22 protein-coding genes and 1 riboswitch are annotated in these 23164 nt (G+C 72.3%); of the genes, 15 read left to right on the top strand and 7 right to left on the bottom strand.

The genetic code is table 11. The features are described 5' to 3' along the window. Window positions 1-23: 23 nt before the first annotated feature. The 3 genes from rsmA to metG are packed head-to-tail and all read right to left on the bottom strand — an operon-like array spanning window position 24 to window position 3387. A complete protein-coding gene (rsmA, locus tag P5G59_RS00295; protein ID WP_301214894.1) occupies window positions 24-875 on the bottom strand; it encodes a 16S rRNA (adenine(1518)-N(6)/adenine(1519)-N(6))-dimethyltransferase RsmA in 852 nt (283 codons plus the stop codon). Then, window positions 872-1801 carry a TatD family hydrolase gene (locus tag P5G59_RS00290; RefSeq protein ID WP_301214892.1) on the bottom strand — a complete coding sequence of 310 codons (930 nt, stop codon included), beginning with the start codon at window positions 1799-1801 and terminating at the stop codon, window positions 872-874. The genes rsmA and P5G59_RS00290 overlap by 4 nt, the downstream gene beginning before the upstream one ends. Further along, the gene (gene metG, locus P5G59_RS00285) at window positions 1798-3387 is read right to left on the bottom strand and encodes a methionine--tRNA ligase (protein WP_301214890.1); all 1590 of its coding nucleotides are present in this window, start codon (window positions 3385-3387) and stop codon (window positions 1798-1800) included. The genes P5G59_RS00290 and metG overlap by 4 nt, the downstream gene beginning before the upstream one ends. Window positions 3388-3509: 122 nt before the next feature. Between metG and P5G59_RS00280 the strand changes: the two genes are divergently transcribed. Then, window positions 3510-4889, top strand: a complete 1380-nt coding sequence (locus tag P5G59_RS00280) for a cutinase family protein (protein WP_301214888.1) — start codon at window positions 3510-3512, stop codon at window positions 4887-4889. 8 nt (window positions 4890-4897) lie between these two features. Here P5G59_RS00280 and rsmI read toward each other — a convergent pair whose 3' ends face one another. Next, window positions 4898-5716, bottom strand: coding sequence for a 16S rRNA (cytidine(1402)-2'-O)-methyltransferase (gene rsmI / locus P5G59_RS00275; RefSeq protein ID WP_301214886.1), 819 nt, complete (start codon window positions 5714-5716; stop codon window positions 4898-4900). A 58-nt stretch (window positions 5717-5774) separates the two neighbouring features. Here rsmI and P5G59_RS00270 point away from each other — a divergent pair, with 58 nt between their 5' ends. From P5G59_RS00270 to P5G59_RS00260, 3 genes are read left to right on the top strand one after another with little or no spacing between them, the layout of a single operon-like run. Further along, entirely contained in the window at window positions 5775-7388 is a 1614-nt protein-coding gene (locus P5G59_RS00270; protein WP_301214884.1) for a dolichyl-phosphate-mannose--protein mannosyltransferase, read from the top strand. A gap of 46 nt (window positions 7389-7434) precedes the next feature. Continuing rightward, entirely contained in the window at window positions 7435-9027 is a 1593-nt protein-coding gene (locus P5G59_RS00265; RefSeq protein WP_301214882.1) for a S53 family peptidase, read from the top strand. A 24-nt stretch (window positions 9028-9051) separates the two neighbouring features. Continuing rightward, complete coding sequence (locus P5G59_RS00260) at window positions 9052-10074, top strand: YeiH family protein (protein WP_301214880.1); 1023 nt, start codon at window positions 9052-9054, stop codon at window positions 10072-10074. A gap of 7 nt (window positions 10075-10081) precedes the next feature. Here P5G59_RS00260 and P5G59_RS00255 read toward each other — a convergent pair whose 3' ends face one another. Continuing rightward, on the bottom strand, window positions 10082-10396 hold the full coding sequence (locus tag P5G59_RS00255) for a DMT family transporter (protein WP_301214878.1): 315 nt from the start codon (window positions 10394-10396) through the stop codon (window positions 10082-10084). 10 nt (window positions 10397-10406) lie between these two features. Continuing rightward, a riboswitch (guanidine-III (ykkC-III) riboswitch) is annotated at window positions 10407-10470 on the bottom strand. Between the two features lie 78 nt (window positions 10471-10548). Here P5G59_RS00255 and P5G59_RS00250 point away from each other — a divergent pair. Beyond that, window positions 10549-11850, top strand: coding sequence for an O-acetylhomoserine aminocarboxypropyltransferase/cysteine synthase family protein (locus tag P5G59_RS00250; protein WP_301214876.1), 1302 nt, complete (start codon window positions 10549-10551; stop codon window positions 11848-11850). Then, the gene (locus P5G59_RS00245) at window positions 11847-12428 is read left to right on the top strand and encodes a CoA-binding protein (RefSeq protein WP_301214874.1); all 582 of its coding nucleotides are present in this window, start codon (window positions 11847-11849) and stop codon (window positions 12426-12428) included. Before P5G59_RS00250 ends, P5G59_RS00245 begins: the two co-directional genes overlap by 4 nt. A gap of 40 nt (window positions 12429-12468) precedes the next feature. Here P5G59_RS00245 and P5G59_RS00240 read toward each other — a convergent pair whose 3' ends face one another. Then, on the bottom strand, window positions 12469-13050 hold the full coding sequence (locus tag P5G59_RS00240; RefSeq protein WP_301214872.1) for a class I SAM-dependent methyltransferase: 582 nt from the start codon (window positions 13048-13050) through the stop codon (window positions 12469-12471). A 133-nt stretch (window positions 13051-13183) separates the two neighbouring features. Here P5G59_RS00240 and P5G59_RS00235 point away from each other — a divergent pair, with 133 nt between their 5' ends. The 8 genes from P5G59_RS00235 to P5G59_RS00200 all read left to right on the top strand — a co-directional run bounded on the left by P5G59_RS00235 (window position 13184) and on the right by P5G59_RS00200 (window position 22338). Beyond that, complete coding sequence (locus tag P5G59_RS00235) at window positions 13184-16471, top strand: ATP-binding protein (protein WP_301214871.1); 3288 nt, start codon at window positions 13184-13186, stop codon at window positions 16469-16471. 118 nt (window positions 16472-16589) lie between these two features. Beyond that, window positions 16590-16829: a helix-turn-helix domain-containing protein gene (locus P5G59_RS00230; protein ID WP_175338137.1), complete on the top strand. Its 240-nt coding sequence runs from the start codon at window positions 16590-16592 to the stop codon at window positions 16827-16829. Then, entirely contained in the window at window positions 16822-17331 is a 510-nt protein-coding gene (locus P5G59_RS00225) for a Clp protease N-terminal domain-containing protein (RefSeq protein WP_301214867.1), read from the top strand. Before P5G59_RS00230 ends, P5G59_RS00225 begins: the two co-directional genes overlap by 8 nt. Before the next feature lie 107 nt (window positions 17332-17438). Beyond that, window positions 17439-18437 (top strand): ATP-binding cassette domain-containing protein, encoded by a 999-nt coding sequence (locus P5G59_RS00220; RefSeq protein WP_301214866.1) that lies wholly within the window; start codon window positions 17439-17441, stop codon window positions 18435-18437. Then, window positions 18434-19252 carry an ABC transporter permease gene (locus P5G59_RS00215; RefSeq protein WP_301214865.1) on the top strand — a complete coding sequence of 273 codons (819 nt, stop codon included), beginning with the start codon at window positions 18434-18436 and terminating at the stop codon, window positions 19250-19252. Before P5G59_RS00220 ends, P5G59_RS00215 begins: the two co-directional genes overlap by 4 nt. A gap of 161 nt (window positions 19253-19413) precedes the next feature. Further along, window positions 19414-20799: an L-serine ammonia-lyase gene (locus tag P5G59_RS00210; RefSeq protein WP_301214863.1), complete on the top strand. Its 1386-nt coding sequence runs from the start codon at window positions 19414-19416 to the stop codon at window positions 20797-20799. Window positions 20800-20872: 73 nt separating this feature from the next. Next, window positions 20873-21781: a sulfurtransferase gene (locus P5G59_RS00205; RefSeq protein ID WP_301214861.1), complete on the top strand. Its 909-nt coding sequence runs from the start codon at window positions 20873-20875 to the stop codon at window positions 21779-21781. 68 nt (window positions 21782-21849) lie between these two features. Beyond that, the gene (locus P5G59_RS00200) at window positions 21850-22338 is read left to right on the top strand and encodes a glutathione peroxidase (RefSeq protein ID WP_301214859.1); all 489 of its coding nucleotides are present in this window, start codon (window positions 21850-21852) and stop codon (window positions 22336-22338) included. 23 nt (window positions 22339-22361) lie between these two features. Here the strand turns inward: P5G59_RS00200 and P5G59_RS00195 are convergent, their stop codons facing one another. After that, entirely contained in the window at window positions 22362-22652 is a 291-nt protein-coding gene (locus P5G59_RS00195) for a hypothetical protein (RefSeq protein WP_301214857.1), read from the bottom strand. 112 nt (window positions 22653-22764) lie between these two features. Between P5G59_RS00195 and P5G59_RS00190 the strand changes: the two genes are divergently transcribed. Then, window positions 22765-23163 (top strand): TraR/DksA family transcriptional regulator, encoded by a 399-nt coding sequence (locus tag P5G59_RS00190; protein ID WP_301214855.1) that lies wholly within the window; start codon window positions 22765-22767, stop codon window positions 23161-23163. Window position 23164 lies beyond the last annotated feature (1 nt).

The raw sequence follows: 23164 nt of genomic DNA, 5'->3' as shown, positions 1-23164 counted from the left end.
GCAGAACGTCCGGGCGGTTGCGGTCAGCCCGGGGAGACGGCGGCCAGCCGGGCGAAGTCGGCGAGGGCCAGCTGCTCGCCGCGCAGGGTCGGCGACAGGCCCGCCCGCTCGAGCGCGTCGGCGGCCGCGGTCGGGTCGCCGAACACCGGGGCCAGGGCCTGGCGGAGGGTCTTCCTGCGCTGCTGGAACGCCGCATCCACCAGGGCGAACGTGCGCTTGCGCAGCTGCTCGTCCCCGGGCGGGGTCTCGTGGCGCTCGAAGCCGACCAGCACCGAGTCGACGTTGGGCACCGGCCAGAAGATCTGCCGGCTCACCTGCCCGGCCGTGCGCCAGACGCCGTACCAGGCCGCCTTCACGCTCGGCGCGCCGTACACCTTCGACCCGGGCTGCGCCGCGATCCGGTGACCCACCTCGGCCTGCACCATGACGACGCCGGAGCGCAGGCTCGGGAAGTGCTCCAGGAAGTGCAGCAGGACGGGCACGGAGATGTTGTACGGGAGGTTCGCCACCAGCCGGACGGGATCGGCCGGCAGCTCGTCGACCGCGAGCGCGTCGCGGTGCACGACGGTCAGCCGCTCGGCCGCCTCCGGAGCCAGCTGCCCCACGGTCAGCGGGAGCTGAGCGGCCAGGCGGCCGTCGATCTCCACCGCCGTCACCTGTGCGCCGGCCTCGAGCAGGCCGAGGGTGAGCGAGCCGAGGCCGGGGCCGATCTCGACGACGCTGTCGCCCGGCTGCACCTCGGCGACCCGGACGATGCGGCGGACCGTGTTCGCGTCGATGACGAAGTTCTGGCCGAGCTTCTTCGTCGGGGTGACGTCGAGCAGCTCGGCGAGGTCGCGGATCTCCGCCGGGCCCAGCAGCCGCAGCTCGGTCACGCGATGATCCCGATGGGCTGCGTCGGCGGCGGCCCGACCGGCTCGCTGTCCCAGCGGCCGTAGACCAGCTCGGTGTTGGAGTTGATCTGCGCGGCGAGCGTCGACGCGTCCGTGCCGATCACCTCCGCCATCGCGCGCAGCGTGTACGGGATGAGGTAGGGCGCGTTCGGGCGGCCTCGGAACGGGGTCGGCGTGAGGAAGGGCGCATCCGTCTCGACCATGATCAGGTGCCGGGGAGCGACCTTGAGCGCCTCCCGCAGGTTCGGCGCATTCTTGAAGGTCACGGTGCCGGCGAACGACATGTACCAGCCGTTCTCGGCACAGATGCGGGCGAGCTCCACGTCGCCGGAGAAGCAGTGGAAGACCGTACGCTCCGGCGCGCCGACGCGCTTCAAGGTCGCGACGACCGCGGCATGCGCGTCGCGGTCGTGGATCTGCAGCGCGATGCCGTGCCGCTTAGCGATCTCGATATGCGCCTCGAAGGAGCGGAACTGCGCGTCGCGGCGCGGCCCCTCCTCGGTGCGGAAGAAGTCGAGCCCGGTCTCCCCCACGGCCCGCACCCGCGGCCGGCCGGCCAGCTCGTCGATCACCGCGAGGGCGTCATCCAACTCGCCGCGCTCGGCGTAGTCGGGGGCGTCGTTGGGGTGCAGGGCGACCGCGGCGAGCATCCGCGGCTCGATCGCCGCCGTCTCGGCCGACCAGCGCGAGGTCTCCACGTCGTTGCCGACCTGGACCACGCCGCGCACGCCGACGCTGGAGGCGCGGTCGAGCTGCTCGCGGTAGTCGAGCGGCTCCACGCCGTCGGCCATCTCGAGGTGCGTGTGGTTGTCGTACACCGGCACGGTGAGCGCCTCGGGCAGCGGAGGGTACGCCAGGTCGCGGCCGTCGGTGACGTGCCGCTGGCGGACGAACGACGGGTCCGTCATACGGCGGCGACCGCCTCCGCGTCGATCCGCGGGAACAGCGCCGCCAGTCCGTTGACCTCGGTGCCGGCCGGCAGCCGGCCCCAGTCGCCCGCCGTGCGCAGCGGCTGCGCGGTGAGCGCGCCCAGCTCGCCCTCGACACCCAGCGCCTCCCAGAGCTTGGCGGTGGCGCCCGGGATCACCGGCGACAGCAGCACGGCGAGCGCGCGCAGGCCCTCGGCGGCCGTGTAGAGCACGGTGCCCAGGCGCTCGCGCTGCGCCTCGTCCTTCGCCAGCGTCCACGGCTCCTGCTCGGTGATGTAGCCGTTGAGCTCGTCGACGATGCGCCAGATGGCCGCGAGGGCGTCGTGGATGGCGAGGCGCCCGATGGCCGCGTCGGCGTCGGCCGCCGCGGTGCGCACGACCTCCTGCACGTGGAGATCGACCTCCTGGTACTCGCCCGCGGGCGGCACGATCCCCTCGAAGTAGCGGGTCACCATCGCGATGACGCGCGACGCCAGGTTGCCGAAGCCGTTGGCCAGCTCCGCCTGGTAGCGCGCGGCGAGGTCCTCCCAGCTGAACGAGCCGTCCTGCCCGAAGTTGATGGCGCGCATGAAGTAGTAGCGGAACGCATCCGACCCGAAGGTGTCGGTGATCTGCGTCGGCGCGATGCCCGTGAGCTTCGACTTCGACATCTTCTCGCCGCCCACGAGCAGCCAGCCGTGGCCGAACACGCGCTTGGGCACCTCGAGCCCCGCGGCCATGAGCATCGCCGGCCAGATGACGGCGTGGAAGCGGAGGATGTCTTTGCCGACCAGGTGATTCGCCGGCCAGCGCCGTGCGAACTCCTCGTCGTCCTGCCCATAGCCGACGGCGGTGATGTAGTTGAGCAGCGCGTCGAACCACACGTAGACCACGTGCGACTCGTCCCACGGCACCTTGATGCCCCAGTCGAAGCTGGAACGCGAGATGGAGAGGTCGCTCAGGCCCTGCCGCACGAAGCTGACGACCTCGTTGCGCGCCGATTCCGGCTGCACGAAGTCGGGCCGCTCCTCGTAGAGCGAGAGCAGCCGGTCGGCGAACTGGCTCATGCGGAAGAAGTAGTTCTTCTCCTGCAGCAGCTCCAGCGGCTTCGAGTGGATGGCGCAGACCTTCTGGCCCTCGTACTCACCCGTGCCGTCGACGATCTCGCTCTGCGGCTTGAACTCCTCGCAGCCGACGCAGTAGAGCGCCTCGTACTCGCCGGCGTAGATGTAGCCGTCGTCGTACAGCTTCTGCAGGAACTTCTGGACGTTGACCTCGTGGCGCTCGTCGGTGGTGCGGATGAAGTCGTCGTTGGAGATGTCGATCGTCTTCAGCAGCGGCAGCCACTCCTCGCCGACGAGCTTGTCGGCCCAGGCCTTCGGCGTCGTCCCGTTTGCGGTGGCGGTGCGCAGGATCTTCTGGCCGTGCTCGTCGGTGCCGGTCAGCAGCCAGGTGTCGTCGCCCGCCTGGCGGTGCCAGCGGGCGAGCACGTCGGCCGCCACCTCTGTGTAGGCGTGCCCGATGTGCGGGACGTCGTTCACGTAGAAGATCGGCGTGGTGATGTAGAACGAGGAGCCGTCGGACATGGTGACTATCCTACGGGCGCGCGGCGACCCGAGGAGGTGTGTTACCGAGCCTGTGGAGAGCGCTTCCGGAGGAAATCCTGGGGATAACTCCCACGCGATATTTAAATCCATATTCTGGGTGCATGACGCACAGATACCGACGGCCGATCGCCGCACTCTCCGCCCTCTCCGCCCTCGCCGCCTCGCTCCTGCTCGCCGCGACTCCCGCGGCGGCGGCCACGACCTGCACGCCGGTGCAGATCCTGGCCTTCCGCGGCAGCGGCGAGACCGCGCTGTCGACCGGCTACACGGGCACGACGGTGAAGACCAGCGGCTGGGAGGGCAAGACGCTCTCCCGCGCCCTGCAGTCGTACGCGACGCAGAGCCGCGGCAAGACAGCTCCGAACCCGCGGATCGACGAGGTGCCGATCGTCGCGGTCGGCCCGAACCAGTTCGGCACGGGCAAGGGCTACCCGGCCGTCGCCGTGCCGAAGACGGCCGATGTCGGGGCCGTCAAGAAGACCTTGGGCGACTCGGCGCGGGCCGGGGCGGTGAGCACGGCGGAGTACATCGACAAGACCGTGGCCGCGCAGACCGCCGCCGGGTGCCGGAGCCCGAAGTTCGTCGTGCTCGGCTACTCGCAGGGCGCGATCGCGGCGCGCTGGCTGACCCAGCTGCGGCCGAAGAACATCGCCCTGTCGGAGATCTTCGGCGACCCGCTGCAGTTCCAGAGCCAGACCGGCAACCACGGGAACGGCGCGGGCGGCAACGGCTTCCTGCGCTACGTCTCCACCGACGACGAGAAGCGCACCGACAACGGCTACTACTCGGTCTCCGGGCCGTCGAAGTCGGCCGTCTGCCACACGGGCGACCCGATCTGCGACTACAACTGGCTCCTCGTCGGCGTGCTCGCGCTCGTGCTGCACCAGGACGATGAGCACTACAACTACGTCCTTCAGGCGACGGAAACGGCCCAGGAGGGGCAGACGATCAGCCGTACGGTGGCCGACCTGCTCGCCGCGGCGGAGCGGCCGAAGTCGGCCGCCGGCCAACTGGCCCCGGAGCCGGAGCGCAACTACACGGACGACATCGACATCGCGGAGTGGATGACGGCCGAGACGACGGTGGTGAACGCCGACAGCTCCGCAGCGCTGCTGCCGCCGGTCACGGCGACCCCGTCCTCCGCTGCGCAGACGGCCGCGCCGTCCGAGCCGCGGACGCAGAGCAGTTCGATCGGCACCTCCGGCCCGCAGGGCATTACGGTCCGCAACGGTCAGACGCTTCGCCTCACGGCCGGGTCGATCCCCGCCGGGCAGCAGTACGGGTTCCGCATCGCGCCGGCGACCGCCGACGGCTCCTGGAAGCTGCCCGCGCTGCTCACGTCCGGTGTCGCGACCTCGACCGGCGGTCCGCAGTACGTCGACGTGACGATCGAGGGGCTCGAGCCCGGCACCTACAGCGGCGGAGTCCTGACGGAGTCGTTCACCCACACGCCCGACATCGCGATCACCGTCGTGCCGTGATCGTCCCCTCAGCTCCGGCGGGCGAGCGCGGCCTGGTACAGGTCGCGCTTTCCCAGCCCGGTCGCCTCGGCCACCTCGGCGGCGGCGTCCTTCAGCCGCGTCCCCGCGGCCACGAGGGCGAGCACCTGCTCGACGGCCGCCTCCGGGTCCGCCGCGCGGGCCGGCGCGCCGGCCACCACGACGACGATCTCGCCGCGGACGCCCTCGGCCGCCCAGGCGGCCAGCTCCGCCGCCGTGCCGCGACGCACCTCCTCGTACAGCTTCGTCAGCTCACGGCAGACGACGACCCGGCGGTCGTCGCCGAGCACCGTGGCGATGTCGGCCAGAGAGGCGGCGAGCCGGTTGGGCGACTCGAAGAACACCATCGTGCGCGCCTCGGCGGCGAGGGCGCGCAGGGCGGTGTGACGCTCGCCCTGCTTGCGCGGCAGGAAGCCCTCGAAGGTGAAGCGGTCGGTCGGCAGGCCGGAGACGGCGAGCGCCGTCAGCACGGCCGACGGGCCCGGCAGCGCGGTGACCCCGACGCCTGCGGCGGCCGCGGCCTCCACCAGGTGGAAACCCGGGTCGGAGACCGTAGGCATGCCGGCGTCGGAGAGCAGCACGACGTCCTGGTCACGGGCGAGCTCGACGAGGTCTGCTGCGCGGTCGCGCTCGTTGTGGTCGTGCACGGCGATCAGCCGTGGCCGGTTGGAGACGCCGAGTCCGGCCAGCAGCCGCTGGGCGACGCGGGTGTCCTCCGCCGCGACCACCGTGGCCTCCTCCAGCACCTCGACCAGCCGGCGGGAGGCGTCCCCGAGATTGCCGATCGGGGTGGCGGCCAGGATGATCATGGCCTCTAGTCTGGCAGCCGAAAGGCGAACCACAGCCGCGCGCCCCTACCATTGCCTGGTGACCTCCGCCCCGCTGACCGACGCCCCGGCCGCGCACGTCGCCCCCGAACGCGCCGGCACCCGGCTGGATGACTGGTGGGCACGGATGCTGCGCACACCGACGCGCCTGCGCCTCTGGTACTGGGGCGCACCCGTCGCCGTGACGCTCCTGGCGGCCGTGCTGCGGCTCTGGAACCTGGGCGCCCCGCACACGCTCGTCTTCGACGAGACCTTCTACGTCAAGGATTCGTGGACGATCTGGAACCTCGGCTACGAGGGCAGCTGGCCCGACAAGGCCGACCCGCGCTTCGCCGCCGGCGAGACGGGCATCTTCTCGCATGATCCGTCGTTCGTCGCCCATCCCCCGCTCGGGAAGTGGCTGATCGCGCTCGGCATGGCGGCGACCGGACCGGCGAACTCGTTCGGCTGGCGGGTCTCCACCGCCATCGCCGGGACGATCGCAGTGCTGCTGGTGTTCCTCATCGCACGCATGCTGTTCCGCTCGACGATGCTCGCCACGATCGCGGGGTTCCTGTTCGCGATCGACGGCCACGCCATCGTGATGAGCCGGGTCGCGCTGCTCGACGGCTTCGTCATGTTCTTCGGCCTGCTGGCGTTCTTCTGCATCCTGCTCGACCGCCGCTGGGCGGCCGGGCGGCTGGCGGCCAAGGTCGCCGCAGCCCGCGCCTCCGGACGCGACCCCGCGTGGGGTCCTGTGCTGTGGTGGCGCCCCTGGCTGATCGCCGCCGGCATCCTGTGCGGTCTGTGTGCGGGAGTCAAGTGGACGGGCTTCTACTTCCTCGCGTTCTTCGCCGTCTACACGGTGGTCGTCGACGCCGTGGCCCGGCGCCGCGAGGGGCTGCCCTTCTACGTCAGCGGCGCACTGCTCAAACAGGCCCCGGCTACCTTCGTGCTCATGGTCCCGCTCGCCTTCGTGGTGTACGTGTCCACCTGGGCCGGCTGGATCTTCACCTCCGGCGGCTACTACCGCGACTGGGCGCAGAGCGTCCACATGCAGTGGACGGGGGCGCTGGGCTGGGTGCCGCTGTGGGTGCAGAACCTCTGGCACTACCAGACGGAGATGTACAACTACAGCATCAACCTGCACACGCCGCACCCGTACCAGTCGAACCCGCTCGGCTGGACGCTGATGCTGCGGCCGACGAGCATGTACTACGTCGGCACGACGCACGGGCAGGACGGCTGCACGGCCAACGCCTGCTCGGCCGCGATCACCTCGCTCGGCAACCCGCTGATCTGGTGGGCCGGGACGGCCGCCATCCTCTTCCTCGTCTACGTGCTCATCCGCTACCGCGACTGGCGCTACGGCCTCATCCTGACCGGCCTCGCGGCGGGCTACCTGCCCTGGTGGCTGTACATGCAGCGCACGATCTTCACGTTCTACTCGATCGCGTTCGAGCCGTACCTGATCCTCGCGCTCACGGCGGTCATCGGGATCGCGCTCGGCAGACGCACCGATCCGGAGCACCGCAGGCGGCGCGGCATCCTCTGGACCGGCGTCTTCCTCGCCGCGTGCGCCGTGGTGAGCGCGTTCTTCTGGCCCATCTGGACGGGTCAGCAGGTGCCGTTCTGGTTCTGGCAGATCCACATGTGGCTGCCCAGCTGGGTCTGAGCCGCCCCTCTCCCGGCTGTCGGGGGCCGGTGGTAGACCGAGGGGTATGACCGACGCAGAAGAGCCCCTCGACCTCGTCCCCCTTCCCGGAAGCGAGCGCCCCGCCCGCCCGGGCTTCCGCGCCCACGGCGGGCTGGCTCCCGACGTGCGGGTCGACGCGACGCTGGTGCTGCGCAGGCGCGCCGAGCTGCCGGAGAGCGCGTTCGCGCATCCCCTCTCGCGCCAGGAGCTGGCCGACCGCTACGGCGCCGCGCCGGACGACGTGCAGCTGGTGCGGAGCACGCTCGAAGGCCTCGGCCTGACCGTCGACGAGGTGGACGCGGGCGCGCGCCGCATCCGCGTCTCCGGTCCCGTGCAGACGGTCGCCCGGGTCTTCGGCACCGACCTCGCCCAGTCCACCCCGGAGGACGACGGGCAGAACGCGCCGACGTACCGTCAGCGCACCGGGGGCCTGAGCATCCCCGCCGCCCTCGACGGCGTCGTCACCGCCGTCCTCGGCCTCGACGACCGGCCGCAGGCGCGGACGCAGTTCCGCTACGTGCCCGCGGCGGCCGTGAACACGAGCTACACGCCGCCCCAGCTCGGGACGGTGTACTCCTTCCCCGAGGGCACCGACGGCAGCGGGCAGACCATCGCGATCATCGAGCTCGGCGGTGGGTACGTGCAGTCCGACCTCGACACGTACTTCGCGGGCCTCGGCATCCCGACCCCCTCGGTCACCGCGGTCGGGGTGGACGGCGGCTCAAACGCCCCGGACGGCAACCCCAACGGCGCCGACGGCGAGGTCATGCTCGACATCGAGGTCGCGGGCGCGCTCGCGCCCAAGGCATCCATCGTCGTGTACTTCGCCCCGAACACGGACGCCGGGTTCCTGGACGCGGTCTCGACGGCCGCGCACGCCGACCCGACGCCGGCGGCCATCAGCATCAGCTGGGGCCAGTCGGAGGACCAGTGGACGCCGCAGGCGCGTACCGCGTTCGACCAGGCGCTGCAGGACGCCGCCGCACTCGGCGTGACCACCACGGTCGCGGCCGGGGACGACGGCAGCAGCGACCGCGTCGGCGACGGCCGTCCGCATGTCGATTTCCCGGCGTCGTCTCCGCATGCGCTGGCCTGCGGCGGCACGCGGCTGGAGGCGGACGCCTCCACCGGGGCCGTACGGTCCGAGACGGTGTGGAACAACGGAACCGGCGGCGGCGCGACCGGCGGAGGGGTGAGCGCGGTCTTCCCGCTTCCCTCCTGGCAGAGGGGCGTCGGGGTGCCGAGCGGCGCCGACGGCACCGATGCGGGCGGCTCCACGAACGGCCCGGGCGGGCGCGGCGTGCCCGACGTGTCCGCGGTGGCCGACCCGCAGACGGGCTACCGCATCCGGGTCGACGGTCAGGACACCGTGATCGGCGGCACCAGCGCCGTGGCTCCCCTCTGGGCCGCCCTGGTCGCCCGGCTCGTGCAGTCGACCGGCAAACCGCTCGGGCTCGCGCAGCCGGCCCTGTACGACTCCGTCCGCTCCGGCCAGGTCGCGGCGGGCTTCCGCGACATCACGGTCGGCGACAACGGGGCCTTCGCCGCGACGGCCGGGTGGGACGCCTGCACCGGCCTCGGCGTGCCGAACGGCACCACGCTGCTGTCGGCCCTCTGACCGCGAGGGCAGCAGAATGGATCGGTGACCTCCTCCCCGGCCGCCGTCCGCAGACCGCTCCCCTGGCTCCCGGGGCTCATCGTCTGCGCCCTGGCGGCCGCGGCGGCGTGGGGTGTGCACTGGCTGGCGCCGGCGGTGCCGCTGCTCACCGCGGCGGTCGTGCTCGGCATCGTGGTCGGCCAGCTCCCGGCTGCGCGCCCCGCCGTCACGGGCGTGCTCGCGCCCGGCCTCTCGCTCAGCGCGAAGCGGCTGATGCGCATCGGCGTCGTGCTCCTCGGCCTGAAGCTCAGCCTGGGCGACATCGCCGGGCTCGGCTGGGTCGCCATCCTGACGACCGTCGCCGTCGTGCTCGTCTCGTTCGCCGGCACGTTCTGGATCGGGCGGCTGCTCGGCCTGCCCGGCCACCAGCCGCTGCTCATCGCCACCGGGTTCTCGATCTGCGGCGCCTCCGCGATCGGCGCCATGAGCGGCGTGGTCAAGCCCAAGGACGAGGAGGCCGCCACTCCCGTCGCGCTGGTCACGCTGTGCGGGACGCTCGCGATCTTCGTGCTGCCGCTGCTGTGGCATCAACTCGGCCTCGACGCGCAGCAGTTCGGGCACTGGGTCGGAGCGGGCGTGCACGACGTCGGCCAGGTGGTCGCGACGGCGCAGATCGCCGGGGCCGCGGCCCTCGCGGTGGCGGTCGTCGTGAAGCTGACCCGTGTGCTCATGCTCGCCCCGATCGTCGCCGTCGCCGCGGTCGTGGAGCGGCGCAGGCACGTGGAGGGGGACCCGGCGGCGAAGCGCCCGGCGATCGTGCCGCTGTTCGTCGCCGGCTTCCTCGTCGCCGTGCTGGTGCGCACCTTCGTCCCGCTGCCGCCCGCGGTCACCGACGGCGCGGACACCCTGCAGACGGTCCTGCTGGCGATGGCGCTGTTCGGCCTGGGCACGGCGGTCCGCCTCCGCACGCTCGTGGGCACCGGCTGGCGGGCGCTGGTGACGGGACTCGCCTCCTGGGTGCTCATCGCGGCGCTCGCGCTCGGCGCGGTCTGGGTCAGCGCGGCCTGACCCGGGTTCATTCGACCAGCTTCAGCCCCACGACGCAGCCGACCAGGCCGACGATCAGCAGCGCCTTCACCGGCGAGAAGCCGTCGCCGCCGAACACCATCGCGTACAGCACCGTCAGCGCGGCGCCGATGCCGACCCACACGGCGTATGCGGTGCCCGTCGAGATCCCGCGCATGGCGAAGGCGAGGCCGCCCATCGACGCGAGCAGGGCTGCGACGAAGACCACCGTCGGCCAGAGGCGGGTGAACCCCTCCGACTTGCCGAGGGCCGTCGCCCAGACGGCTTCGAGCACACCGGAGAGAACGAGGACGATCCAGGACACGGTCCGACTCCTTGGCCAGTCTTGTCGCTCACCGGGTACTGAACCGTCGTCCGGGGCCCCGATCGGGGCCTGCCTCCAGGGTAGCAAGCGCCGGTTGCGGTCTGTTACGGCCCTCGGGAGGCGGTGTCGGCCGGTTCGGGTAGCGTGAGCCCATGGCAGATCGTGAGTACGGCTTCCGCACGCGTGCGATCCACGCGGGCAACATCCCCGATCCGGTGACGGGGGCGCGCGCCCTCCCGATCTACCAGACCAGCGCCTTCGTCTTCGACGACACCGCAGACGCCGCGGCCCGGTTCGCTCTGCAGAAGTACGGCAACATCTACTCGCGTCTGGCCAACCCGACGGTCGCCTCGTTCGAGGAGCGCGTCGCCAGCCTCGAGGGCGGCCTCGGCGCGGTCGCCACGGCGTCCGGCCTGAGCGCGCAGTACATCACCTTCGCCTCGCTCGTGGGCGCGGGCGACCACATCGTCGCCTCCGCCAACCTGTACGGCGGCTCCATCACCCAGCTGGATGTGACCCTCCGCCGGTTCGGCGTCGACACCACGTTCGTGCAGAGCTCCGACCCGGCCGACTACGCCGCGGCGATCACCGACAAGACCAAGATCCTGTTCGCGGAGACCATCGCGAACCCATCCGGCGAGATCGCCGACATCGCCGGCCTCGCCGACGTCGCGCACGCCGCCGGAATCCCGCTCGCGATCGACTCGACGATCGCCACCCCGTACCTCAACCGACCCATCGAGTGGGGCGCCGACATCGTCATCCACTCGGCCACCAAGTTCCTCGGCGGGCACGGCACCACCCTCGGCGGGGTGGTGGTCGAGAGCGGCCGGTTCGACTGGCACTCGTCGAAGTTCCCGCTGTTCGGCGAGCCGGTGCCGTCGTACGGCGGGCTGCAGTGGTCGGGCAACTTCGGCGAGTACGCGTTCCTCACCCGGCTGCGCGCGGAGCAGCTGCGCGACATCGGCCCGGTGCTCGCGCCGCACTCGGCGTTCCTGCTCGCTCAGGGCGTCGAGACGCTGCCGTACCGCGTCCAGGCGCACGTGGACAACGCCCGGGCCGTCGCCGAGTGGCTCGACGCCGACCCGCGCATCGAGAAGGTGTTCTGGGCCGGCCTGCCCGAGCACCCGCACCACGAACGTGCGCTGAAGTACCTGCCGAAGGGCCCGGGCAGCGTGTTCAGCTTCGTCGTGAAGGGCGGCCGGGAGGTCGGGCAGAAGTTCATCGAGTCGGTGAACCTGGCCAGCCACCTCGCGAACATCGGCGACGCAAAGACGCTGGTGATCCATCCCGCGTCCACCACCCACGCCCAGCTCACGGAGCAGCAGCTGCTCGACGCGGGCGTGCTTCCCGGCGTCGTGCGCATCAGCGTCGGCATCGAAGACGTGGAGGACATCATCTACGATCTGGATCAGGCGCTCACGATCGCCGTCGAGGAGGCGAAGGCCGCATGACCACCGCGACAACGGAGGACACCACCGAGGTCCAGCTCGCCAACGGGCTGAGCTGCGCGGTCCCGGCCGACTCGCCGCTGGCGAAGCTGCTGAAGTCGCAGCGCACCTGGGTCGGGCCGGACGCCAAGGAACGGCTCCAGATCCTCCGCGGCGCGAAGTCGGTCGCGATCGTCGGCGCCTCGCCGAATCCGGCGCGGTCGTCGTACTTCGTCGGCACGTACCTGCAGCAGTCGAGCGACTACCGGGTGTACTTCGTCAACCCGAACGCCGACACGATTCTCGGCGAGAAGGCGTACCCCGACCTGGCGTCGCTGCCGGAGGTGCCGGACATCGTGGACGTGTTCCGCAAGCCCTCCGACATCCCCGCCGTCATCGACGAGGTGCTCGCCGTCGGCGCCCCCACGGTGTGGGTGCAGCTCGGCATCTGGAACCAGGAGGCCGCCGAGTACGGCGAGTCGAAGGGCCTCACGGTCGTCATGGACCGCTGCATCAAGATCGAGCACGCCCGCTTCCACGGCGGCCTGCACCTGCTCGGCTTCGACACGGGCCAGATCACCGCCCGCAAGACCCTGCGCTAGCCGGCCCCACTCCGCGCGAGGCGGGTCAGGCGCGGGCGGGTCAGGCGCGGGCGACGATGTGGAAGACGTGCCAGTGCTTCGGGCCCTCGAACGACATCCCGCGGCGGTCGTCCTCGACCAGTTGGAGCACCTCCATGCCGGTCAGCATCCCCTCCACCTGGGCGCGGTCGTGGAAGCTCATGCCCTGGCGCCCGACCCACTCGTCGTGCGGGCCGAACAGCTCCCCCGCGAACAGGCCGCCGGGGCGGAGCGACTCGCGGATGTCGGCCCAGAGATAGGCGAAGTGCGTCTCGTCGCAGAACGGCAGCGCGAAGCCGGCATAGACGAGGTCCGCCGCCGGCAGCTGCCCCAGTGTCTCGAAGGTCGCCTGCCGCACCGTCACCCGCTCCGCCGCCTCCGGCGACAGGCCGGCCGCGACGCGCTCCTGGACGCCGGGGTCCGCATCCACCGCGAGCACCCGCCAGCCGTGCTCGGCCAGGTGCCGCGTCTCGACCCCGTCGCCGCAGCCGAGGTCGATCGCCTCGCCGGGCGCCCCCTCCCACGCGGCCATCGCGCTCTGGAACGTCGGGCGCACCCCGCGTCCGCCCTGCTCCTCGTAGAACTGCGACCAATCGAACGCCATGCCGCGAGCCTACGCGTGCCCGCCACCCCACCGTCGAGTCCGCAAAGACTGCACGCGCCGACGGCGTGTCGCGTGCAGTCTTTGCGGACTCGACGGCGGGACGCGCGCGGGCACGATGGGTAGGATCGGGCCCGTGCCCTCTTCGCCCCGCGTCGCCGTGCTCGGGCCGGTTCTGGTGGAGGACCGGGCCGGCGAGCTGAGCGAGCCGTCGGGGCTGCTCGGCAAGAGCCTGATCGTCGCGCTGGTGCTCGCGCGCGGTGCCGCGAGCGTCCCCTCCCTCGTCGACGACCTGTGGGACGACGCACCCCCGCGCCAGGAGCGCGCCGCCCTGCAGACCCTCGTCTCGCGCGTACGGACGGTGAGCGCCGACGGCCTGCTGGAGTCCACCCCGAGCGGCTACACGCTCGCCGTCTCCCCCGAGGAGACCGACCTCGGCCTCGCCCGCCGCGCGCTCGACCGGTCGGAGGCCGCGCTCCAGCACGGCGATCCGGAGGACGCCGTCGCGCAGGCGACCGCGGCGCTGGCGCTCTGGCGCGGCGAGCCGGGCGCCGAACTCGGCGGCAGCCCGCTCGCCGACGAACTGCGGCAGACGGCGGACGCCCTGCACGACGACCTCCTGCTGCTGCGCGCCCGCGCGCGCCTCGCCACCGGAGACCACACCGGCGCCCTCGACGACCTGCAGCCTCTGCTCGCGCGCCGCCCGCTCGATGAGGCCCTGCGGCTGGTGCAACTGCGCGCCCTCGCCGGCGCCGGCCGCCGCAGCGACGCGCTGCTGGCCTTCGCGGAGCTGAAGGAGGCGTTGCTCGACCGGCTGGGCACGCGTCCCGGCCCCGAACTGGTCGCCCTCAACGCCGAGCTGCTCTCCGACGACGATCAGCGGCGGCCGACCGCGCCCCACCGCATCCGGATCGGCCTCCGCGCCGCGCCGAACGCCCTGGTCGGCCGTGAGTACGACCTGCAGGCCGTCGAAGACCTCATCGCGACCTCGCGGCTGACGACGATCCTCGGCCCTGGCGGCCTCGGCAAGACGCGCCTGGCGCAGGAGGTCGGCAATCGCGCCGTCCACACACCCGCCGTCATCGTGGTCGAGCTGGCCAGCGTCCGCACCGGGGAGGATGTGGAGCTCGCCTTCGCCTCCACCCTCGGCATCCGGGAGGCGCGGGCCGCGCGGCCCACCGATCCTGGAGCCCAGCTCGACCTGCGTTCGCGCATCCTCGGCGTCCTGGCCGAGCGCGAGACCCTTCTCGTCGTCGACAACTGCGAGCACATCGTGGATGCGGTGGCCGCCTACGTGCAGGACATCCTGGACGCCACGACGAGCGTCCGGGTGCTGGCGACCAGCCGGGCACCGCTCGCGATCGGCGCCGAACGGGTCTACCCGCTCGACTCGCTGAAGAGCACCGACGGCCACGGCGGAGCGGACGTCCCGGGCGAGTACGGGCCCGCCGTCGCCCTCTTCCTGGAGCGCGCCCGTGCCGCACGTCCCGGCGTCGTGCTCCCGCTCGGGGTCGTCGCGCGCCTCTGCGACCGGCTCGACGGACTCCCGCTCGCCATCGAGCTGGCGGCGGCGCGCACCCGGTCGCTGTCGGTCGACGAGATCGAGCGGCGGCTGGGCAACCGATTCGCGCTGCTGACCGGCGGCGAGCGCACCGCCCCGGAGCGGCACCGCACGCTGCTCGCCGTGATCGAGTGGAGCTGGAACCTGCTCCACTCGTCGGAGCAGACGCTGCTGCGTCGGCTGTCGCGCTTCCCGGACGGCTTCAGCACCGAGGCGGCGGAGGCCGTCGCGGGCCCGGGCGCCTCGACCGTGATCGACGACCTGGACGCGCTGGTCGCGCAGTCGCTCGTGACGGTGACCGAGGACCGGACGACCGGCCTGCTGCGCTACCGGATGCTGGAGACCGTCCGCGAGTTCGGCGACAGGGAGCTGATCGCGGCCGGCGAGGAGGACGAGGTCTCCGCCGGCATGGACGCCTGGGCCGTCGCCTTCTGCCGGACCGCGCTGGCCGGCATGCACGGCCCGGAGCAGCTCCCCACCTTCCAGCGCATCACCGCCGAGCAGGACAACCTCGTCACCGTGCTGCGGGCGGCCCTCGACGGCGAGCGCCACGAGACGACCGCCGTCGTCTTCGCCGCGCTGTCGTACTACTGGTCGCTGCGCAGCGCGCACTCCGAGGTGATCAGCTTCGGGTCCGCGGTGCTCGCGGCGCTCCTCCGCTGGGATCCGCCGCCGACGGCCCGCGACGCCGTCGCCGCCTGCTTCACGGTCATCGGCGGCACCTTCCTCTTCATCGACCTGCGCACCTCCGCCCGCGCGATCTCGCGGTTGCGGCGGCTGCGCGGCAGCGGCCCGCTCTCCGATCCGCGGCTGGACGGCCTGGCCGACCTGGTGCTGCATGCCGGGCGCACGGAGGAGGGGCTCGAACTGCTCGAGCAGTACGCCTCGTCGAACGACCCGGAGCGCGCGGCGCTGGGCAATCTCCTTCGGGCGCAGCTGTACGAGAACGGGGCCGAGCTCGACCGGGCCCTCGCCGCCGGCATGCGGGCTTGGGAGAACGCGGAGCGGGCGGGAGACACGTGGTCGTTGGCCTCGGCGGCGCAGTCGCTCGCGCAGTCGCACAGCCAGCTCGCGCATCCCGCCGAGGCCCTGGCGTGGGCGCAGCGCGCGTACGACCACATGGCCCAGCTGCAGGCGGACGGCGACATGCACCAGCTGGACTGGCTGATCGCCATCAACGCCATCTCCAGCGGCGACACCGCCCGCGGCAGGCAGCTGCTGGAGCGGTACCTGGCCGTGGAGGTGGACAGGAGCGGCTTCGACTACGCCGACTACTACGCGATCGGCTTCGCCGGGATGGCGGAGATCGCGCTGGCGGAGGGCGATGTGCCCGAGGCGGTGCGGCTCTACGGCCAGGCCCTCGACGCGTTCGGCGACCCGCCGAGCGGGCGCGCCGGCTCCCTGAACCCGTGGCTCATCATGCTCAGCGCGGCCGCGCTCACGGCGCGGCTGCGCGCGCACGCCACGGTGGACGGCCTGCTCGACCGGGCGGAGACCGACGTCGCCGCCGCATCGCTGCGCACGCGCATCCTGGTGAGCGCGCGGCTCAGCCCGCCGTACCTGGACCGCCCCGTGATCGGCTCCGGTCTGCTCGGCTACGCGGTGTGGATGCTCGACCCGCACACCGTGGAGGTGCACGGCGACGACGCGTGGCTGAAGACGGGCCTGTCCCTGTTCGCCCTGGCCGGCCGGGCGAACTCCCGCCAGGACGTCGCGAGCCTGCACCGCGACGCCGTCGCCGAGCGCCTGGTCGCAGCGTGGGGCCGCGACCGGCTGGACGCCGCGCTCGCGCCGGTCGCCGGCCTCGGCCCGGAGGAGGCCATCACGCGCGGCCTCGCGCTCCTCTCCTCCGTCCGCGCCTGACCGCCGCCGCATCCATGGGGCGCAACACGCCGTTTCGGCGCGCGCATAACGGCATGTCGCGTCCCATCGTTTAGCAACTTTAGTTGACAAATCCGGATAAGCAACTATGGTTGCTTACATGAACGCCGCACCCTATCCCGATCCCGTCGGCGGCGTCGCCGACGGCCTGGCCGCCGTGGTCGCCCTGCGCGAACTCGCCGACCGGCTCGAAGACGCCGAGGTCGAACGCGCGCTCCGCGACGGGTGGAGCTGGACGCAGATCGCCGACGCACTCGGCGTGACCCGCCAGGCGGTCCACAAGAAGCACCTGCGCCGGGTCGCCGCCGCAGGCATCGAACTGAGGAGGCGCAATGTCTGACATCCCGCCCGGATCCGTCAGCAACCTGCCGGGGCAGCCGCTGTCGCGCACGCTGCGACCGATCGTCATCCGCTCCATCGTCGAGGCGCAGGAGCGCCACTCCCCGGCCGTCGAGGCCGAGCACCTGCTGCTCGCCCTCTCGCGCGACGGCAGCGTACCCGTCCGGGAGGCGCTCGCCTCCGTGGGGTTCGACCACGACGGGCTTGCGGCGGCCCTGGATGCCGAACGCGCGGCCAGCCTGCGCGTCGCAGGGGTCAGCCCGCTGCCCGCCGAGCGCCTGCTCGCCGCACCCAGCCTCACCCGCCCGCGCTGGGGCGCGTCGGCGAGAGAGGCGCTCACCCGGGCGCACCGCATCGCCGGAGCCCACCACCGGCAGCGGATGGACCAGTTCCAGCTGCTCGCCGCCCTGCTCGGTCTGGAGCTGGGCACCGTCCCGCGGGCCGTCGCCCTCGCCGGCGTCGACCCCCGGGCCCTCCTCGCCTCCGCCCGCCGCGCGTCCTGACGCTCCGCTTACACGGCCGCGAGGCGTGTGTAAGCGGTGCGTAAGCGCCGCGTAAGCGGGGGCGCGCAGGATCGGGACATCACCGATCCACAAGGAAAGGACACACCATGACTCGCAGCTCGGAGTGGGCCGTCGAGGCCCACGGGCTGGTCAAGGTCTTCGGCGACAACCGGGCGGTCGACGGAGTCGACCTGACCGTGCGCGCCGGCGCCGTCTACGGCGTCCTCGGCCCCAACGGCGCCGGCAAGACCACCACCATCTCCATGCTCGCCACCCTGCTGAAGCCGGACGCCGGCGAGGCCTTCATCTTCGGCCACGACATCCGCCGCGAGCAGCAGGTCGTCCGCCAGCTCATCGGCGTCACCGCCCAGTTCGCCTCCGTCGACGAGACCCTGTCGGCCAGCGAGAACCTGATGATCTTCTCCCGCCTGCTCGGCCTCTCCGGCCGCGAGGCGCGCGCCAAGACCACCGAGCTGCTCGAGGAGTTCGGGCTGAGCGAGGCCGCGAAGCGTCCGCTGAAGAAGTTCTCCGGCGGCATGCGCCGTCGCCTCGACCTCGCCGCCAGCCTGATCGCGCAGCCGCCGCTGATCTTCCTCGACGAGCCGACCACCGGCCTCGACCCGCGCACCCGCTCGCAGATGTGGGACACCATCCGCCGCCTGGTCTCCACCGGCTCCACCGTGCTGCTGACCACGCAGTACCTGGACGAAGCGGACCAGCTCGCCGACCGCATCGCCGTCATCGACCGCGGCCGGGTGGTCGCCGAGGGCACGGCGGACGAGCTGAAGGCGTCGGTCGGCGAGTCGTCGCTGCAGCTGCGCCTCACCGACCCGGCCGACATCGAGGACGCCCGCCGCGCCATCCAGACCGTGCTCGGTGTGGATGCGGTGGTGTCGCCCGAGGGCTCCCGCATCACGGCCCCCATGCGCAACGCCGACACGGTCACCGACCTGTTCGTGACGTTCCGCGAGGCGGGCATCCACCTGTCGGAGATGTCCGTGCAGAAGCCGACGCTGGACGAGGTGTTCCTGACCCTCACCGGCCACGGCGTCGAGGACGAGAAGGCGGACGAGGCGTCCGCAGAGGAAGAGAAGGTGAACGCATGAGCGCCATCGCCACCATCACGCCGCCCTCGGAGCGGCAGTTGAAGAACCACGTCAGCCTGCGCCAGACGCTGGCGAACACCCTGACGATGGCCCGACGCGGCATCCTGAAGGTGCGGCGCACCCCCGAGCAGCTGTTCGACGTGACGCTGCAGCCGATCATCTTCACCGTCATGTTCGCCTGGCTGTTCGGCGGCGCGATCGCCGGAAGCGTCGACGCGTACCTGCCCCAGCTCATCCCCGGCATCCTGGTGCAGACCGTCATCACCGCCTCGGTGGTGACCGGCGTCCAGCTGCGCGAGGACATGGACAAGGGCGTGTTCGACCGCTTCAAGTCGCTTCCGATCGCGCGCATCGCCCCGCTCTCGGGCGCGCTGCTCGCAGACACCCTGCGGTACGCGATCGCCACGACGATCACCTTCATCGTCGGTTTCGCCATGGGCTACCGCCCGGGCGCCGGGTTCGGCTTCGCGGCCCTGGGCGGCCTCCTCGTCGTCGTCTGCGCCTGGGCGATCAGCTGGATCTTCGCCTTCTTCGGCGTGATCGCCCGCACGGCCGGGTCGGTGCAGGGCATCTCGTTCCTGATCCTGTTCCCGCTGACGTTCTTCTCGAACGCCTTCGTGTCGCCGAGCACGCTGCCGAGCTGGCTGGAGTGGTTCGTGAACATCAACCCGGTCTCGCATCTGGTCACGGCCGTCCGCGACCTCGCCAACAACGGTTCCTTCGGTGCCGACGGGTGGATCGCACTGGCCGGCGCCGCGGTGATCGTCGCGGTGTTCGCCCCGCTCACGGTCCGGGCGTACATGCGCAAGGCCTGACCGGCGGATCCGGTCGCACAGACGGCGGCCGTCGCGTCCTGCGGAGGGACGCGGCGGCCGCTTCGTCGTGCCCCGCTTCATCCCGGCTCTGCGCACGATCGCTGCGCGGATGCGCGCCCGGACGCGGGATTCACGCGCTCAGGCCGACATACACTGGAGAAGTGACAGCGTACGTCTCGGCCTTCGACCTGTTCTCGATCGGCATCGGCCCCTCGAGCTCGCACACCGTCGGCCCCCTCCGGGCGGCGGCCGCCTTCGCCTCCCGGCTCGACGACGACGGGATCCTCGACCGCGTCGACGAGGTCACCTGCACGCTGTACGGATCCCTCGGCTCCACCGGCATCGGCCACGGGACGCCCGACGCGGTGATCGCCGGGCTCCGCGGCCTCCAGCCGGAGACCTGCCGCCCGGAGGACGTGCGCGGCGCCTGGTCGGCGCTCGAGCCCGGCGCGACGCTGCTGCTCGCGGGCCGGCGCCGCATCCCGATCGACCGGGACGACATCGCGTTCGAGCCGCGCACCCGCCTGCCCGGCCACCCGAACGCGCTGACCCTGCGGGCCTGGGGACGCGACGCCGCGGGCGGCCGGTCGCCGTTGCCGCTGCTGGAGGAGACGTACTACTCGATCGGCGGCGGCTTCATCCGCCGCGACGGCGAGGAGGCGGCGCTCGCCGCCCGGCACGCGCACCCGCTCCCCTTCGCCAGCGCCGCCGAGCTGCTGGCGATCTGCGAGCGGGACGGCATCCCGATCTGCGAGGTCGCGCGCCGCAACGAGGTGGCGCTGCACGGCGAGGAGGCCACGCGCGAACGGCTCGACCTGATCTGGGAGGCGATGGCCGAGTGCGTCGCCCGCGGGCTCTCCGGCGAGGGGACGCTGCCCGGCGGCTTGGGCGTCTGGCGCCGCGCGGCCAGGATGCGGGAGCACCTGGAGGCGGTGCAGGACGACCCGGGCCGTGCAACGGCCCTGGAGTGGCTGCACGCGTTCGCGCTCGCGGTCAACGAGGAGAACGCCTCGGGAGGCCGCGTCGTCACGGCGCCGACCAACGGCGCGGCCGGGATCGTCCCCGCCGTCGCCCACTACTACCTGCGGTTCGTGCCGGGCGCCTCACTGGAGGGCATCCGGCAGTACCTGCTCACCGCGACCGCCATCGGCTCGCTGTTCAAGGCGAACGCCTCCATCTCGGGCGCGGAGGGCGGCTGCCAGGCCGAGGTCGGCTCCGCCTGCGCCATGGCCGCGGGCGCGCTGTGCGCGGTGCTCGGCGGCACGCCGAAGCAGGTCGAGAACGCGGCAGAGATCGCGATGGAGCACCACCTCGGCCTCACCTGCGACCCGGTCGGCGGGCTGGTGCAGATCCCCTGCATCGAACGGAACGCCATCGCCTCGTCGACGGCGGTCTCGGCGGCCCGGCTGGCCCTGCACGGCGACGGCTCGCACCTGGTGTCGCTGGACACGGTGATCGAGACGATGCGCCAGACCGGGCTGGACATGTCCACCAAGTACAAGGAGACGAGCGAGGGCGGGCTGGCCGTCAACGTCATCGAGTGCTGACGCGCTAACGCGTGCATTACGGCACGTTGCGCAGTGCATTTCGGGCGTCGGTGGTCCTGGCTAGCGTGATCGGGTGACAGAAACTACCTCGCTCCCCGTCCAGCCCGCCGCCACGACCGCGCTGGCCTCCGCGCTCGACGGCCCTCTGGTCTCGACCCAGTGGCTCGCCGACCACCTCGGCGCCGAGGGGCTCGTCGTGCTCGACGCCACCGCCGTCGCGTCGCGGGATGCCGACGGGCGCGCCGTGTACGTCAGCGGGCGGCCGGCGTTCGCCGAGAGCCGCATCCCGGGCTCCGCGTTCGCCGATCTGGTCGACGCGTTCAGCGACGCGGAGGCGCCGTTCGCGTTCACGCGACCGGGCTCCGACGCCTTCGCGCGCGCCGCGGCGGCGGTCGGCGTCGGCCCCGAGACGACCGTCGTCGTGTACGACACCGCGCTCGGCCAGTGGGCCTCGCGGCTGTGGTACCTCTTCCGCGCTTTCGGGCACGACCGTGTCGCGCTGCTCGACGGCGGCCTGCCGAAGTGGACGGCGGAGGGCCGTCCGGTGGAGGCCGGAGACGTGCCCGCGGCCCAGCTCGCGAGCGCCACGACTCCCCTGCCCGCGACCGAGCGGCCCGGGTTCTGGGTCGGCACCGAGGAGGTCGCGGCGATCGTCGACGGCACGCGGCCCGGCGCTCTCGTGTGCGGGACGTCGGCGCGCGACTTCGCCGCACGCCACATCCCGGGCAGCACGAGCGCCCCGGTGGCGCGGCTGCTCGACCGGGAGACGAACGCGTTCCTCCCCGTCCCGGAGCTGCGCGAGGTGCTCGCCGACGTGCTGGCGGCGCCCGGCCCGGTGGTCGTGTACTGCGGCGCCGGGATCGCGGCGGCCGCCGACGCCCTCGCGCTCGCCCTGCTCGGCCGCGACGACGTGCTGCTCTACGACGGCTCCCTCGGCGAGTGGACGGCCGACCCGGCCGCGCCGCTCGCGTCCGCCGCCTGAGCGGGGCGGATCGAGCGGCCCACGCATTCTCCGAGCCGGTTCGAAGGCGGCGGCACTAGGGTGCAGACATGACCGTGATGGACATCCCCTTCCACACCATCGACGGCGACGAGACCTCGCTGAACGCGTTCGCGGGCAAGGTCATCCTCGTCGTCAACGTCGCGTCGCGCTGCGGGCTCGCGCCCCAGTACGAGAAGCTCGAGAAGCTGCAGGAGACCTACGGCGACCGTGGCTTCACCGTCGTCGGGTTCCCGAGCAACCAGTTCCTGCAGGAGCTGAGCTCGACCGACGCCATCAAGGAGTACTGCTCGACCACGTGGGGCGTGACGTTCCCGATGGCCGAGAAGGTACGGGTGAACGGGCGCAACGCCCACCCGCTCTACCAGGAGCTCACGAAGGCGCAGGACGCGGAGGGCAAGGCCGGCCGCGTCAAGTGGAACTTCGAGAAGTTCGTCGTGACGCCGGACGGCGCGGTGCACCGCTTCCGCCCGCAGACCGAGCCGGACGACCCGGCGATCGTCGCGCTGATCGAGCAGTCGCTGCCCGCCGCAGCCTGACGCCGGTCAGGCTCTCAGCGCGTTCAGGCTCGCCGGTACCAGCGGCCGCCGACGCGCTCGGTGAGCCGCCACGGACCGACCTCGGCGAGCGTCCGGAGCCGGGCCACGGTGTGCTCGGCGACGCGGAGCGCCGTGCGGGCGTTGTCCTCGGTGAACCGGACCGTGATGCGCGCCTCGCCGGACACCACATCCACGCTCGTCGCCTCGACGACGGCCAGTTCGCGCGCCGCCGCGGCCGCCCCCGGTTCGACATCGCGCGGGTCCACGGCGGGTCGAAGGCGGCCGACGGCGACGATCACGCGGAAGGAGGGCACCCGCCGAGCCTACGCGCGTCGAATGGGCGGATGCGGCGCGGCAGGCGTACGCTGACCCGGTCAGAGAGACGTTCGGGGGAACGGAAGGGGTGCTCTGGTGCAGGAGGTGCGAATGAATGACCGGGTGCGGTCGGCGGACGAGGACGTCCTCGACGACGCGGAGCGGGAGGAGCTCGCCGCGTTGCTGCGGGAGCGCCGCGAGACGGACATCGCCGAGGCGCAGCGGATGGCCGAGTCGCTGGGGGTGCTGCTCTCGTCACGGTCGGAGTCGACCGCGGACGACGAGCACGACCCGGAGGGCCCGACCCTGTCGTCGGAGTGGAGCCGGCTGCAGGCGTTGCGCTCGGACGCCGCGCACGACATCGTCGCGGTGGATGCGGCGCTCGACCGGCTGCGGATCGGCACCTACGGCGTGTGCGTCCGCTGCGGCGAGCCGATCGGGGTCGACCGGCTCCGCGCGCGTCCGACCGCCGAGCTGTGCATCCGGTGCGCGGTGGCCGTCGAGAGCTGAG

The organism is Leifsonia virtsii, assembly GCF_030433675.1.
Taxonomy (GTDB): Bacteria; Actinomycetota; Actinomycetes; order Actinomycetales; family Microbacteriaceae; genus Leifsonia; species Leifsonia virtsii.
The sequence above is the reverse complement of the archived record's forward strand: the minus strand, read 5'-3'. Positions and strand labels throughout refer to the sequence as shown.